The following is a 15,000-nucleotide window of genomic DNA, read 5'->3' on the forward strand; positions in this document are numbered from 1 at the left end:
TAGTTGCGGAAGGCATAATGTTAAGGAGGATAACTTGTGACCCGACTAATAACGGCACTGAAGTCGAAACGGTCGGACGGTTTCGATTGGAGGGCGGGGCTGACCAAGACGCGACACGTGATCTTGGGCAAAGAGGCCGACAAAGGACTCATCTTCCGCGCCTTCATCTATCTCGTTCTGATCGACGTTGCTTATATTTATTTGAACCCGATTTTGTTCATGATCACGACGATGGTGAAAAACTCGCAAGACTTGCTCGACCCGGCCGTCAGCTGGGTGCCGAGAGCGATCTACACGGGCGTTCTGCAGGACGCATGGACCAAGCTGAAATATCCGAGCGCGTTTACGATCAGCGCCGTGCTGTCGTTAACGATAGCGGTCCTGCAGACGGTATCTTGCGCTGTTGCCGGATATGCGTTCGCACGGCTCGAGTTTCCGTTCAAGCGCACGTTGTTTTTCTGCTTGATCTTGACTTTCATCGTGCCGATCCAGGTCGTCATTCTGCCTAACCTGATCGCGGCGAGCCAACTCGGGCTAATGAAAACGTATATCCCGATCGTGCTGCCCGCCTTGTTCGGGCATGGACTGAAGGGTGCGCTGTTCGTCATCATTTACCGCCAGTTTTTCTCCACCCAGCCGAAAGAGCTGGAGGAAGCGGCCAAGATCGACGGCGCCAACGTATTCAAAATTTTCTACAAGGTAATGCTGCCGCTCGCAAAACCGGCCATTCTCGTCGTATTCCTGTTCTCGTTCGTATGGACCTGGAACGATTACTACTTGCCGAGCATGTACCTGAACGGCGTGAAGGAAGTACCGCTGTCGATGGGTATTTCGCAAATATCGGCGGTGCTCACGCAGCAGGCGGCCGAGTTCGGGCCATCGATTTTCGATGAGCCGCTGAAGATGGCTACCTCGTTCTTGATCATCCTTCCTCCGCTCGTGCTGTATATGTTTACGCAGCGCTGGTTCGTCGAAGGCGTAGAGCGTACGGGTCTCGTAGAATAGGTAAAAAAACCAAAAGCACGGCGGGAGGATTTTTGCCTCCCGCCGTTGAATTTTATAGGAAACAGCACTCACCAGGAGGATGACCGGTGCATATCCTGATTGTCGAAGACGAACCGAAAATCCGCGACGTACTCATTGCCTATTTCGAGAAGGAAGGCTGGAAAACCGATTACACGTCGAACGGGATGGAAGCCGTTCAAAAATTCGATTTCCATCAGCACGATCTTATTATTCTCGATCTGATGCTCGAAGGCTTGCCCGGAGAAGAAGTGTGCAAACGAATTCGCGAAAAATCGAATGTCCCCATCATTATGGTTACCTCCAAATCCCGTGAAATCGACACGATCAACGGGTTGAATCTCGGGGCCGACGACTATATCGTCAAGCCGTTCCGTGCCAAGGAATTGATCGCCCGCATTTATGCGCTGTTCCGCCGGATTGCCCCCGTCAAAAGAGAAAACGACGACGAGAAAGTAATCCGTTTCTTTGGCGGCAAACTCGTCATTAATATGGAGACCCGCGAGGTGCTGGCCGACGGGAGGCCCGCTCCGCTAACCGCTACCGAATTCAAGCTGCTGTCCGTCCTCATTCGCAAACCGGGCAAAGTATACAGCCGGGCCGATCTTTCGTATACGGTGCAAGGATACCGCTTTCAAGGCGACGGACGAGCTATCGATGCCCATGTCAAAAACTTGCGCAAAAAAATCGAACCGGATCCCGGCGCTCCTCTTTATATCGTTACGGTCGTCGGTACCGGATACAAATTCTCGATGCAGCCGGATGAACCCGAATGATGAAACATATATGGATTTATGTCCGCACAATGAGCTTTATTTTGTTCATGAGCTTCCTTCTCTATTCCGTCGTGTTCGTCTTGCTCATCTCGCTTATCAATAATACGAATTGGCAATCGCTGTTCTCGCGTTTTCATTCCGTGCAGATGGAGAAAAACGGCTATTTGGTCATGGATGATATGCGCAGAGAAGGAATTACGCATGGCCCGCTTACGGAAGATCAGCGGCAATGGCTGCAGCGCAGAGCCGCCCTGTACGGCATTTTGCTCCGTTTCGAAAGCAAGGACCGCAAAGAGGTATGGTTCGATACGTTCTCGAAGGCAAAGGTGGCGTCATCCCAAGATTCGGCGGAAGTTCCTTACACGACGAACGGGCAAATGCAGGGCTACTTGAAAATGGAATATATTTTGAGCAACAGCGAGCTGGAGCCCGCTTATGCGGAATTTATGAAGTCGATCGATTTCCGCTCCAAGCTGCTGTTGATCGGAGTCGTAATCGCTTCGATCCTGTTCAGCGTGTTCATTGCTCGCGTCCTTACGAAACGATTGAAGGAAGTGTACCGGATGGCGACGGAAATCGGCAAAGGGAAGCGGGATGTCGCCGTTCCGTTGAAAGGTCCGGAGGAAGTAAGAAGGCTGGCCGCCACTTTGCACGAAATGACCAAGGAGCTGAAAAAACAGGAGGACTGGCGCCACCACCTGATGGAGGATTTGACGCATGAGCTGCGAACGCCGCTGACGACGCTGCTCACGCAAATCGAAGCGATCATCGATGGCGTCTACGAGCCAGAGCCCGAACGTCTGCAGGACATTTACGAGGAGCTGATCCGGCTCTCGCGGCTCGTGAACGACCTCGAGCGGTTGTCCGAAGCCGAGAGCGCCCGCTTCTCCTTGAACGTACGCAGAACGAATATGGTCGAGCTGGCGAGAATGGTATACTCCAACTTTTTGCCGCTCTCGCGAAACAAAGGAATCAAGCTTACGTTCGAACCGGCTTTCGTGCCTTGTTATGCCGAGGTGGACAGGGACAAAATCGTTCAGGTATTGTCCAATATCGTCTCGAATGCGATCAAATATACGCCTGAGGGCGGGAACGTAAACATCCGCGTCTCCTACAATGTCGAGTGGACGGTTATCCGTTGCGAGGACAACGGGATCGGCGTCAGCGAGAAAGATTTGCCGTACATCTTCAACCGGCTATACCGTGCCGATAAATCGCGCTCGCGGTTCAGCGGTGGGGTCGGTCTCGGCTTGAGCATCGCCAAGGCGCTGGCGGAAGCCCATAACGGTACGATCGAAGCCGAATCGGAGCTGGGGGTCGGCTCGGTCTTTACGATTACGCTGCCGATTCATTTTACTCCTTATATGGGAGAGGAATCTTAGTCCGGGTTCGGTAAACGAGCACATGCTGGAAGGTCATGATCATCGCGATAGAGCTGCGATGGAATGGCCTTTTTTGTCGTTATAGACTTTATAAGTCTCGGGGTCCCCGCAAAGTACCTGGATAGGCGTCGGAGCAAGGGCCGCGCTTTGTGGGGTGATTTTGTCGTATTGGCGCATCTTATCGCGATATTTGTAATATAATATAACATGAATATGCCATTTCACTATAAAACTAATAATTTTATTGTTTAGATTATTCAGATATGTTACAATACATAACATAAAATCAGTTGATGGTATTTTTACACCAAGGGAGGCGGCGCGGATGAGTTGGAAGATGATTGCACTGGATTTGGACGGAACGCTTCTGGACCGGAACGGGAATATTTCCGATGAAAATGCGGAGTGGGTTCGGAAGGCGCAAACTTCCGGCATGAATGTCGTGCTCGTGAGCGGACGCCATCGGATTCGGATGGCACCGGTCATCGAGAAGCTGGATTTGAGACTTCCGGTCATTACGACGAACGGCTGCGAGATATGGTCCGCCGAAGGTCATTTGCTCGACCGCAACGTACTCCCGTGGAAAGATGTGGAGATCGTCAATTTGTTCGCATTCCAGCATAATGTCAACTACCGTGCTTATTGCGCGGAAGGCGTGTTCGACTCCGACCGGAGTCAGCATTTGGCGCAGATGGACTACAGCTGGCTGAAGGTGCTGTTGAAATCGGATAACCGCCGCAGCTTGTCCGAAGCTTACGAGCGGTTGCATGCAACGAATCGACTGGAATTGACGACGTACGGCTCCCCCGGGGAACCGCAGCAAATCGACGTTCAGCCGAAAGGTACGGGCAAAGCGGCGGCTCTCGGCAAGCTGTGCGGCATGCTCGGCATTCGCAAAGAGGAGGTCGTAGCGTTCGGCGACGATCGCAACGACATCGAGATGCTCCGCTGGGCCGGACTAGGCATCGCGATGGGCAACGCGCCTGATGACGTGAAGGCGGCTGCCGATACGGTCGCTCCTAGTTATCTCGAATCCGGAGTTGGGCGGACGATCGCACGTATCATGAGGCATGCCACGGCTTAAGGACCACGTTTGAGTTATACCGTATATTCGGCGCGCATGTGCCGCATATACGGTTTTTTGGCATTTTATCGCTGCACTGGACATCCGCAGCCGATTTCGCTGTGTACGAGAAATGAGCGGCGTGATATTATACGGGTACATACATGATGGACAACGGAACGGAACGGCATAGCGGTACAGCCGTTGACGGCGATAAGGGGGATCCCGCGTGGGGGAAACGATATGGATCAACGCGAAGCTTTATTCGGGACATCGCGTTATTGAAAATGGCCGGATGATCGTAACGGAGGGCGGCACGATTCGCGCTTTGGGGGACGAGCTTCTGCCGGTTCCCGCTCATGCGCGCGTGATGGATTGCAAAGGGGCTTTGCTGCTTCCCGGGTTTATCGACGTTCACATTCATGGCGGGAACGGATACGGCATGATGGAAGCGACATATGAAGCGCTGGACGGCATTAGCCGATTTCATGCGCGTCACGGGACGACGGCTTTTCTGGCGACGACCTCGACCTCCGCGAAGGAGACGATCGTTCGGGCGCTGCGCAATGCGGCCGAGCATATTGGCAGAACGTCCGGCTCCGAGCTTGCGGGCATTCATCTTGAGGGGCCGTACTTGGACGAGCTGCGCAGAGGGGCTCAAAGCAAAGAGCATTTAAGATTGCCGGTGCCGGCGGAAATCGACGAGTTTTACGAGGCGGCGGGCGGGCATATCCGTCTCGTTACGCTGGCGCCTGAAATCGAGGGCGGAATGGAGACGATCCGTCATTTTGTCGGCAAAGGCATCACGGTATCGGCGGGTCATTCCGATGCTACATTTGCACAAATACAAAAGGCGGCATCTCTCGGACTGAACCATACGACCCATCATTTCAACGGGATGAGTCCGCTTCATCACCGGGAACCGGGCCTGGCCGGAGCGGGTCTCATTTTGGAGGAGCTGACGACGGAGCTGATCTGCGACGGAATCCATGTCCATCCCGCCGTCGTCAAGCTGTTGTTCGAGATGAAAAAGCCGGAGAAAGTATGCATGATCACCGATGCCGTAACGCCGGCCGGCTTGCCGGATGGAGAATATGGCGACGTTGTCGTCCGATCCGGCGAAATTACGTTGAAGAACGGCTCATCGCTCGCAGGAAGCTCGCTGACGATGCTGCAGGCGCTCAAAAACGCGATCCGCTTTACCGGATACCCGATCGAGAAGCTGCTGCCCTCGATGACGATCGTCCCGGCTCGTCAAGCCCGGCTCGACCGCGTGAAGGGAACGCTGACGCCGGGAAAGCACGCCGATTTCGTGCTGCTTACGCCGGAGCTCGAGCTCGTCTCCACGCATGTCAGAGGCGTCGAAGTGTACCGGTCGGAGGCTTAGAAGGCTGCGGTCACACCACAGCCGCTCCTGTGCCCGGGCATATTGGGAACGAGTACAACATGAGGAAGCGTTACGGACGAAAATAAGGTTGAAACGAGCACTAAATCCGTCTCAAAGCGGGGAAATGGCGCGGATAGTGCCGAAATCAACCTTATTGTTAGGCGCTGAAGCGCAGTACCGCGCGCCGGGAGACGCGCGGTGCTGCGCTGCGGTTGTTTTGATAAATTTTGGAATTAGCCCCGCGTCAACTCCTCCATCTGGCCGATCAGCTGCTCGAACACGCTCATCGCTTGACGGATCGGCTCGGGCGACGACATGTCGACGCCGGCACGCTTCAAAATTTCGATCGAATAGTCGCTGCCGCCGCTCTTCAGGAAGCCGAGGTACCTCTCGACAGCCGGTTCTCCCTCGTCGAGAATTTGCTTGGCGAAGCTGGTTGCCGCAGAGAAGCCCGTTGCATATTTGAATACGTAGAAGCTTCTGTAGAAGTGGGGGATACGGGCCCATTCCATCTCGATATCTTTGTCTACGGTCATCGAGTCCCCGTGATAACGAACGTTCAGGTCGTAATAAATGCCGCTGAAGTCCTGATGCGTGAGCGACTCGCCTTGCTCGGCCTTCGTGTAGATGATTTTCTCGAACTCGGCGAACATCGTTTGCCGGAATACGGTCGTGCGGAATTTATCGGCATAATGGCACAGCAAATACAATTTTTGCTTCGGATCGGACGCATGGTTCAGCAGATGGTCCATAAGCAGCGCTTCGTTCAGCGTCGATGCGACCTCGGCCAAAAATATCGTATACTGCGCGTCGCGGTAGTCCTGGTGCGAATCGGACAAATACGAGTGTAGCGCATGGCCCATTTCATGCGTCAACGTGAACATGCTGCTCAGGTTGTCCTTATGGTTGAGCAGGACGAACGGATGAGTGCCGTACGCGCCCGAGCAGTAGGCGCCGCTTCGTTTGCCTTCATTCTCGTAGACGTCGATCCAGCCGCCGTTCAAGCCTTCCTCCAATATGGTTCCATAGTTGTCGCCGAGCGGCCTTACGCTTTCCAGGACAATCTTTTTCGCTTCCTCGTAGGCAATGTCCATCTTGTACTCGTCGACCAGCGGAGCGAACAGATCGTACATATGCAGTTCGTCCACCTTCAGCAGCTTTTTCCGCAGCTCCATGTACCGGTGCAGCAGCGGCAAGCTTTCATGGATCGCTGAGATCAGGTTATCGTATACGTCCACCGGGATTTTATCGCCATATAGCGACGCTTCGAGGGCGGAAGGGTATTTTCTCGCTTTGGCATAAAATTGGTTTTTCGTCAGGTTGGCGCTTAGCGTCGCGGCCAACGTGTTGCGCAGCTTGCCGTAAGTTCCGTACATCGCCTCGAAGGCGTTTTTGCGGACTTCGCGGTCGCGGCTTTCGAGAAACTGGATATAGCGGCCATGGGTCAGCTCGATTTCTTCGCCGTTCTCGTCCCGGATCTTCGGAAATTTCATGTCTGCGTTGTTGAGCATGCCGAAAATCGTTCCGGGAGCTTGGGAGACGTTGCCTACTTGAGCGAGCAGCGCTTCCTCCGCCTTGGATAAAATATGCGGCTTCTGACGAAGCATGTCCTCGAGCGTTTTCTTGTATTTCGCAAGCGCCGGATCGGCTACGAGCGACTGCAGCTTCTCGTCCGGCAAGTCCAATATTTCCGGAGTAATAAAGGACATGGCCTCGTTCACGCGGACCGCGAGCTTCTTCACTTTGTCCGACAAAGCCTGATGGACCGGCTCGGCCATATCCTCATGGTGACGGTTGCTTGCATAGGAATATAACCGTTCGGTCAGCAGGGAAAGCTTATCCTCGAGCTCGAAGCATTGACGAATCGTATCCGCATCGTTCAGTTTGCCTTCGAAATTGCCGATATCGCCGGCCAGCTTCTGAACGGCCTCATATTCATCGTCCCACGCTTGCCGGTCGGCAAATAAATCCTCCAGCCGCCAACGGTGCTCGGCCGGTACTTCGGTACGCTTCCATACGGTTTTCATAAAGAACCCTCCCGTCGATATTCGCTGAATCGTTTGCCAAAAAAACAGCCCCCGACAGCCTGATGCCGGGGACTCGGTTGTAATTACTTCGTCAGTTGCTCCATCTGCTCGATCAAGCTCCCGAAGACGCTCATCGCTTGACGCACCGGCTCCGGAGACGACATGTCGACGCCTGCCCGCTTCAATATTTCGATCGAATAGTCGCTGCTGCCGCTTTGCAGGAAGCCGAGGTAACGATCGACCGCCGGTTCCCCTTCTTCGAGAATTTGCTTCGCGAAGCTGGTCGCCGCAGAGAAGCCGGTCGCATACTTGAATACGTAGAAGCTGGTATAGAAATGGGGAATGCGCGCCCACTCCATCTCGATTTCTTTATCGACGACCATCCCCGTTCCGTGGTATTGAAGGTTCAGGTCGTAATAAATTTTACTCAAATCCTGATGCGTCAAAGACTCGCCCTTCTCCGCTTTCTCGTAAATGATTTTCTCGAACTCGGCGAACATCGTTTGGCGGAATACGGTCGTGCGGAATTGATCGGCATAATAAGTGAGCAAATACATTTTCTGCTTCGGATCGGTCGAATGCTTCAGCAAATATTCCATCAGCAGCGCTTCGTTCAGCGTCGAGGCGACCTCGGCCAGAAAAATGGTATATTGCGCCGTGCGATATTCCTGATGCGTATCCGACATGTAGGAATGAAGCGCATGGCCCATTTCATGCGTCAAGGTGAACATGCTGTTCAGGTTGTCTTTATGGTTGAGCAGCACGAATGGATGTGTGCCGAAAGCGCCCCATTGGTAAGCGCCGCTCCGTTTGCCCTCGTTCTCGTATACGTCGATCCAGCTGTTATCGAAGCCTTGCTGCAGGATGTTGACATACGTTTCCCCTAGCGGCTTGACGCTCTCCAGAACGGTTTTCTTCGCTTCCTCGTATGTAATGTCCATCTTGAATTCGTCGACAAGCGGGGCGAACAAGTCGTACATGTGCAGCTCATCCACTTTTAGCAGCTTTTTCCGCAGTTCCATATAGCGATGCAGCAAGGGCAAGCTTTCATGGATGGCGGATATGAGGTTGTTATATACATCGACCGGAATTTTGTCGCCATACAGCGACGACTCCAGCGCCGAAGGGTATTTTCTCGCTTTCGAGTAAAAAATGTTTTTCGTCAGATTGGCGCTGAGCGTAGCGGCTAACGTATTGCGCAGCTTGCCGTACGTTCCGTACATCGCTTCGAAGGCGTTTTTGCGCACGTCCCGGTCGCGGCTCTCGAGGAATTGGATGTAGCGGCCTTGCGTCAGCTCGATTTCCTCGCCGTTTTCGTTTTTCACCTTGGGGAACTTCAGGTCGGCATTATTGAGCATGCCGAAAATCGTCTCGGGCGCCTGGGACAAATTGCCGACCTGAGCGAGCAGCGCTTCCTCCTGCTTGGACAAAATGTGAGGCTTTTGCCGAAGCATGTCGACGAGCGTTTTTTTGTATTTCGCCAGCTCCGCGTTCGCTACTAGCGCTTGCAGTTTTTCGTCGGAAAGACTCAATATTTCCGGGGTAATAAATGACAAAGCTTCGCCAACCTCGACGTTCAGCTTTTTCGCTTTATCGGACAAAGACTGGTAGGTCGGTTCGGCCATATCCTCATGATGGCGCATATTGGCATACACGTAGAGCCGCTCGAGATGAAGGGAAATTTCGTCCTCGAGCGCGAAGCATTCTTTGATCGGCTTGGCTTCGTTCAGCTTGCCTTCGAATTTGCCGATATCCTTGACCAGCTTTTTCACCTGGTCGTATTCGCTGTCCCACGCCTTTTGATCGGCAAAAATGTCTTCCAGCTTCCAGCGGTTTTCTGCCGGTACTTCGGAACGCTTCAACACTTGATTCATAGGTATCCTCCTATCGGTTTTCGAAGGTTTTGCAGCTTGGATGGCGGAAACGGGTGCGGCGGTCATGGCGGCCAAACTAAGGCAAGCGATAAGCGGAATGAGTTTCATGCTGGACCTCCTGAGAGTGCATTAACTCCCTTATTATGGCCGTTCCGCTATGTGATTATAAGAAAAGTTTGGCAGCGCGTTCGCCCCGCGTCCGTTTAAGCCCTGAAGCAAGAGGAAAACGATATATGTTTAACGGCCGCCGGGAAGCGGTCGATCCTCTATGGCTTGATAGTCATAACCCCGTGCCGAGCAGACTGAATACGATCATGAAAAAGCTGCAGCTTACGAGCACGATGGTGATCAAAGCGAGCACTCGCCGCAATTGGGGCGGAATCGTATCTTTTTTCATGATCATAATAAGCGCCAGCGAAAATGTGAGGATCGTAAACAGGACGATCGATCCGGTATCGTTCATATGCGGTTTCACCTCGGGTGCGTTTGCTGTTTCTAGTATTCTCCAAGCATCCGGCGAAATCCTTTTTACTCGGTCATTTTGATCGGCAGGATAGATCGATTATAAGGATTTATTCCGGATCGAAACGTTTCCCTCGGCGAAAAAGGAGAATAGGCTCGCCCGATTTTGCGGAAACAATGTCAAACGCATGTACGACGCAGCCGAAGACCGTATATGATTTAAATACGACGAAGGTCGGTTATAAACGTTTTATCTAAAGCTCGGATGTACTTCATCGAAAAGGCTTCGATCGGACGCTTTTATTATATTGGACGAACCGACCGGGCAGAACCGCAAGAAGCGGACCCGAGTCTGCGGAACATTGAGCATAACATCCAAGCCGCCGGGAATAAAATGTACAAAATAGATTCAAATGTATCGAACGAAAGTCAATCGCTATGCCAAGGAGGTGTACCTGTCTTCCTTAAGAGGGGGACAGGGGAACATTTTGGAAGGTGGCCCGCTGCCGTTAGGGTTAAGTATTGCGCTGGTGCTGGTACTCGTAGGGTTGAACGGATTTTTTGTCGCTGCCGAATTTGCCGTCGTCAAAATCCGCGGAAGCCGGATTGAAAGCTTGGTGCGGGACGGGGTGCGACGGGCGAAATTTGCCCGGACGATCCTTGCGGACTTGAATGCGTATTTGTCCGCTTGCCAGCTCGGAATTACGCTGACGTCGCTCGGCTTGGGGTGGATCGGGGAGCCGGCGGTGTCGCGTCTTCTGGAGCCCGCCATGAGCAAGCTGGGCGTACCGGACCCGGTCATTCATACAATCGCTTTCATTATCGCCTTCGCATTCATTACGACCCTGCATATTACAATCGGGGAGCAATATCCGAAAACATATGCCATAAGCAAGCCCGAGCGCATCACGTTGTGGATAGCCGCTCCGCTACTGCTCTTTTACAAGCTGATGCGGCCGTTTATATGGATTTTGAACGGGGTATCCAATTGGATGCTGAAGAAATCCGGAGTCGAGCCCGACGATGGCCATGAATCGGTTCACACGGAGGAAGAAATCCGGATATTGGTGAAGGAAAGCCATAGAAACGGGCTGATCGACAAAACGGAGCTTACGCTGGTCGACAATATTTTCGAGTTTTCCGAAACGAATTCCCGGGAAATCATGATTCCGCGCACGGAAATGGTGTGCCTGTACGCCAATATGAGCTATGAAGACAACAAGCGGATCGCCATCGAGGAGATGCATACCCGTTACCCCATATGCGACCCGGACAAGGACAATGTGGTCGGATTCGTGCATATTAAGGAAATGCTCAAGCACCATGATGCGATAGACAGCATTTTGACGATAACCCGTCCGTTGATGAAAGTACCGGACTCGATGCCGATCAGCACGCTCCTCCGGCTGATGCAGAGAAAGCGAACGGAAATGGCGCTGCTGATCGACGAATACGGCGGTACCTCCGGTCTCGTCACGATCGAGGACATAATGGAGGAGATCGTCGGCGAAATTCACGACGAATTCGATGAAGGTCGGCCCAGAATCGAGAAGAAAAGTCCGTTTCTGTATTCGATCGACGGCTTGCTGCTCATCCACGAGGTGAATCATTATTTCGGCACCGAGGTCGAGACGGACAATTACGATACGATCGGAGGCTGGTTGTACTCCCAAGTGGAAATCCCTCCGCGGCACAACCAATGCATCCATCACAACGGCTTCGAATATACGATCGAAGAAGTCGATCATATGCGAATTTCGAGACTGACGGTCCGCCTGCCGGATCAATATGAAATGCCTGTCGGACAGGAAGTATCCTGAGCCGGACATGAACGAAACAATCCCCGGAGCGCCTGGATGAAGCATTCCGGGGATTTTCATTGGCGGGGCTTTACACTTGCTTGAACGCTTCAATAATTTGTTCTCTCTCTTCCTCCGACCCTTCGAATCGTTCCTTCGAGAACGTTCCCTCCGCCCAATGCATCAAAGCCGGCCGGCTCAAAAATTCGAAGTTGTCCTCGCCCCATTGATCGGAAATGACCCGTACGATGAACCGGGTCCCATGCACCTCCACATTGAGCATGTTCCATTTATCTTTTTTGTAAATCTGATGCTTTTTAAACGTTTTCTGTGACAATGCGGTTCCCTCGCTTTTTTGGGATGATATAAGTAATGTTCGAATGCCCCGAACGCTCTGCTATTACCTTAGCATGAATGCCTATATATATCAAAAGGTGGCGTCCTCGACGCATTTCGCCTTGAACAGATAGTAGAGAAACAGCGTAAACGATTGGATAGCCAAATAAAACACGAAGGAATAGCCCAACGTCCACCCTTTATAATGAAACACCCGCATGTAAGCCGCCAGCCTTTCAAACGCCGTCCCTGCCGCCGACCAGCCCAGCACGTATAAACTGATCCGGATCCCCCCGATTTTCCACAGATCGAATAAATATATGAAGATGGCACTTTCATCCATTGAGCGAAATATTGGATGCCCGTCAACTATGAAAGGTGCGGGAATCCAACCTTTACAAATTTTAGAGTATGCATAAAGAGGAAATTCAATACGATCAATCCAAAACGAACAATCGCGAAGCCGATAGGAGCTTATCCGGCAGGAACGGTAGCGTATCATTGGAACGGACGTGAAACGCGCAGAAGCGTTTGGGAACGATCCGCAAGCGAAACGCGAGCTGATGGTGCAAATCTGGTATCCAGCGGTCGAAAGAATCGGGAAGAAACCCGACCGTTATTTGGGACTTGCACCGGAAGTGACGGGGGGCGTTGGCGTAACAAATGCGGGATGATGTGGGGGGACGGGTTTTCGGTGCGGAACAGCTCCCGCACAAACAAAGTGAACAGCTTGCAGGGGCGGTTGCACATCGCGGAACGGCCTTATAGACGCCTGCATCGACAACCCCTTGGAAGAGAAACGCTTTTGCACCCGAACATCGACCAAGGCATACCGTTGCGCCAAGCCATCCGTATCTACTCCCCGCTCCAAGAGGGTATTTCCCGCATAAAGCCCATCACGTCAACGTGTCTTTGCAAGTGAAACGAATAGTGTTGGACTGGAAATGAGCAATATGTTTCAGGATCTCTACCTGCTCACAAATAATATACCAACATACAATGACAAGTAGATAGTCAGTATTTACAAGAAGGCAGGTAAGGTAGATGAGAGATAAAAAGAAAGCTCATAAAAAGAACGTCTTTGATTACATCGTCATTGGAGCCGGAACATCGGGCGGGGTAATTGCCAAAAAATTGACGGATGACCGGAAAACGTCCGTTCTAGTGCTTGAACCGGGAATAAATAGTACGGCTCAGTTAAGCAGTCCAAACGTTTTAAATGCCATTTCGTTGTCAACCGATAATCAATACGCCTTTAACCTTCTGTCAAAATCAGAGCCTTCCATTCAGCGGCAGCTCGTAACGATCAATGGGCGGGTCATCGGGGGGAGCTCTGAGGTAAATTATATGTTTGCGGTCCGCGGGAGCCGCGAGCTTTATGAGGAGTGGGCGGCTCTTGTAGGGAGCAAACAATGGAGCTACAATCAAGTCCGCACACTGTTTATTGATAATGAAACCTATACCGGACAAACGCAAAGCCCCGACGAAAGAGGAAGCAAGGGACCGATATTCATTAGACAGCAGCATATACCGCAGAACGGGCTTGTCCAAACGCTGACAAATGCAACCGCAAAAGCACTGAACATTGCCATCGTGGAGGACTACAACACGGGCGTGCGCGACTGTACCTTTTATAAAAATCAGTTTTTACAGAAAGAAACAGGCGGTACATTAACCCGATCGTCGACTGCAACGGGGTATCTGAATGAAAGTGTTGTAACACCCGGGGATAACTTCCATTCGGATGAATTGGGCGTCGGAAAGAGAAAGCTTGTCATTTTCGCGAGAACGACGGTGAACAAGATCGTATTTAAGAAAAAGGAAGGACGGTTCATTGCCACGGGAGTCGATTATGTCAAAGACGGCGTTTCTCATCGATCCTTTGCCCGAAAAGGCGTTATCGTTTCGGCAGGCTTTTTCTCCTCCGTCATTTTACAACGATCGGGGATTGGGAAGCCGAGCGATTTGATTCGTGCGGGAATTGCACCATTGATTGAAAATCCGAACGTAGGTTACAATTTGCAAACTCAAGCGTATGTCGGTCTTGGAGTCGAAGTGGATACATCTCAAATATTACCGTTATTAGGAGCGGATCCTAATCAGCCTATAGCTTTAGGAGCTTTTAAATCGGAGCACGGGAATCGTTTGGAGGGCCGACGCTTGCAAATACAAGGAGTTCCTGCACCCATCTTCCTTCCCGCTCAGGATGTCTCGAGCAATGGGTGGGAACTGGATGTCACAAAGACAACCAATATCATGAGTTTTGGCCTGGTCGATCTGAATCCCGGAAGCAAGGGCACGATCATGACTGCCCATAGCGATCCCGAAGCCCTTCCATCGTTTACCTATAATCCGTTACAGCCGAATACAAACGATCTGAATTTCATGGTGGATCAGTATATCAACATGTACAATATTATTAAAGAAGCCAGAGTCCATAACAGTGGCATTCACAAGGTGGTATATCCTCCCGAGAATATTTTTACTCTTCCTAATGAGGAAAGAAAGAGAAGAATGCTCAAGAAATATGCAAGAGCCTCTTATTCGAACTTTTACCATTATGGAGGGCAATGCAAGATGGCCAAACGCGTACAAGACGGTGTTGTCAACGAATTCCTTGACGTTTTCGGGACAATAAACCTTAAAGTGGCAGATCTTTCGATTTCCCCTATTTTGCCAGATGGCAACACATCGCTACCCGCTCAAATGATTGGATTAAACGCAGTACGTATGATTAAAAACAACCTCAAACCTTACACTGTACATGAAGATGATTTTGACGACGGATCAGATTAGCTCTGCCGAACCTTTTTTTTTAGTAAAGCAGTTATGACTCACCTTGCAGGCGGAAGCGATGGGCACAAACTTGCA

12 protein-coding genes are annotated in these 15,000 nt (G+C 51.6%); 7 read left to right on the forward strand and 5 right to left on the reverse strand.

All coding sequences use genetic code 11. From position 1 onward, the window contains the following. Positions 1-36: 36 nt before the first annotated feature. From FE784_RS13500 to nagA, 5 genes are all read left to right on the forward strand, one after another. Positions 37-1,005 carry a carbohydrate ABC transporter permease gene (locus tag FE784_RS13500; RefSeq protein WP_425465543.1) on the forward strand — a complete coding sequence of 323 codons (969 nt, stop codon included), beginning with the start codon at positions 37-39 and terminating at the stop codon, positions 1,003-1,005. Between the two features lie 86 nt (positions 1,006-1,091). After that, entirely contained in the window at positions 1,092-1,799 is a 708-nt protein-coding gene (locus tag FE784_RS13505) for a response regulator transcription factor (protein ID WP_139602730.1), read from the forward strand. Continuing rightward, complete coding sequence (locus FE784_RS13510; protein ID WP_139602731.1) at positions 1,796-3,181, forward strand: sensor histidine kinase; 1,386 nt, start codon at positions 1,796-1,798, stop codon at positions 3,179-3,181. The genes FE784_RS13505 and FE784_RS13510 overlap by 4 nt, the downstream gene beginning before the upstream one ends. Positions 3,182-3,506: 325 nt before the next feature. Beyond that, a complete protein-coding gene (locus FE784_RS13515; RefSeq protein ID WP_139602732.1) occupies positions 3,507-4,265 on the forward strand; it encodes a Cof-type HAD-IIB family hydrolase in 759 nt (252 codons plus the stop codon). Positions 4,266-4,473: 208 nt separating this feature from the next. Next, positions 4,474-5,631: an N-acetylglucosamine-6-phosphate deacetylase gene (gene nagA / locus FE784_RS13520; protein WP_139602733.1), complete on the forward strand. Its 1,158-nt coding sequence runs from the start codon at positions 4,474-4,476 to the stop codon at positions 5,629-5,631. 233 nt (positions 5,632-5,864) lie between these two features. Here the strand turns inward: nagA and pepF (FE784_RS13525) are convergent, their stop codons facing one another. The 3 genes from pepF (FE784_RS13525) to FE784_RS13535 form a co-directional block, all read right to left on the reverse strand. Beyond that, positions 5,865-7,658 (reverse strand): oligoendopeptidase F, encoded by a 1,794-nt coding sequence (gene pepF, locus FE784_RS13525; protein ID WP_139602734.1) that lies wholly within the window; start codon positions 7,656-7,658, stop codon positions 5,865-5,867. A gap of 83 nt (positions 7,659-7,741) precedes the next feature. Beyond that, complete coding sequence (gene pepF / locus FE784_RS13530) at positions 7,742-9,532, reverse strand: oligoendopeptidase F (RefSeq protein ID WP_176706194.1); 1,791 nt, start codon at positions 9,530-9,532, stop codon at positions 7,742-7,744. A 280-nt stretch (positions 9,533-9,812) separates the two neighbouring features. Continuing rightward, on the reverse strand, positions 9,813-9,995 hold the full coding sequence (locus FE784_RS13535) for a hypothetical protein (protein WP_139602736.1): 183 nt from the start codon (positions 9,993-9,995) through the stop codon (positions 9,813-9,815). Between the two features lie 487 nt (positions 9,996-10,482). On the opposite strand from FE784_RS13535, the gene FE784_RS13540 reads away from it, so the two are divergent. After that, positions 10,483-11,814: a hemolysin family protein gene (locus FE784_RS13540; RefSeq protein ID WP_246132021.1), complete on the forward strand. Its 1,332-nt coding sequence runs from the start codon at positions 10,483-10,485 to the stop codon at positions 11,812-11,814. Between the two features lie 70 nt (positions 11,815-11,884). On the opposite strand, the gene FE784_RS13545 is transcribed toward FE784_RS13540, so the two are convergent. Both FE784_RS13545 and FE784_RS13550 read right to left on the reverse strand, forming a co-directional pair. Continuing rightward, entirely contained in the window at positions 11,885-12,076 is a 192-nt protein-coding gene (locus FE784_RS13545) for a hypothetical protein (protein ID WP_139602835.1), read from the reverse strand. 144 nt (positions 12,077-12,220) lie between these two features. Continuing rightward, entirely contained in the window at positions 12,221-12,472 is a 252-nt protein-coding gene (locus FE784_RS13550) for a hypothetical protein (RefSeq protein WP_139602738.1), read from the reverse strand. Between the two features lie 701 nt (positions 12,473-13,173). Here FE784_RS13550 and FE784_RS13555 point away from each other — a divergent pair. Continuing rightward, positions 13,174-14,925, forward strand: a complete 1,752-nt coding sequence (locus FE784_RS13555) for a GMC family oxidoreductase (protein WP_139602739.1) — start codon at positions 13,174-13,176, stop codon at positions 14,923-14,925. Positions 14,926-15,000: the final 75 nt, after the last annotated feature.

The sequence above is a fragment of the Paenibacillus hemerocallicola genome, from assembly GCF_006265175.1.
GTDB lineage: Bacteria > Bacillota > Bacilli > Paenibacillales > NBRC-103111 > Paenibacillus_AB > Paenibacillus_AB hemerocallicola.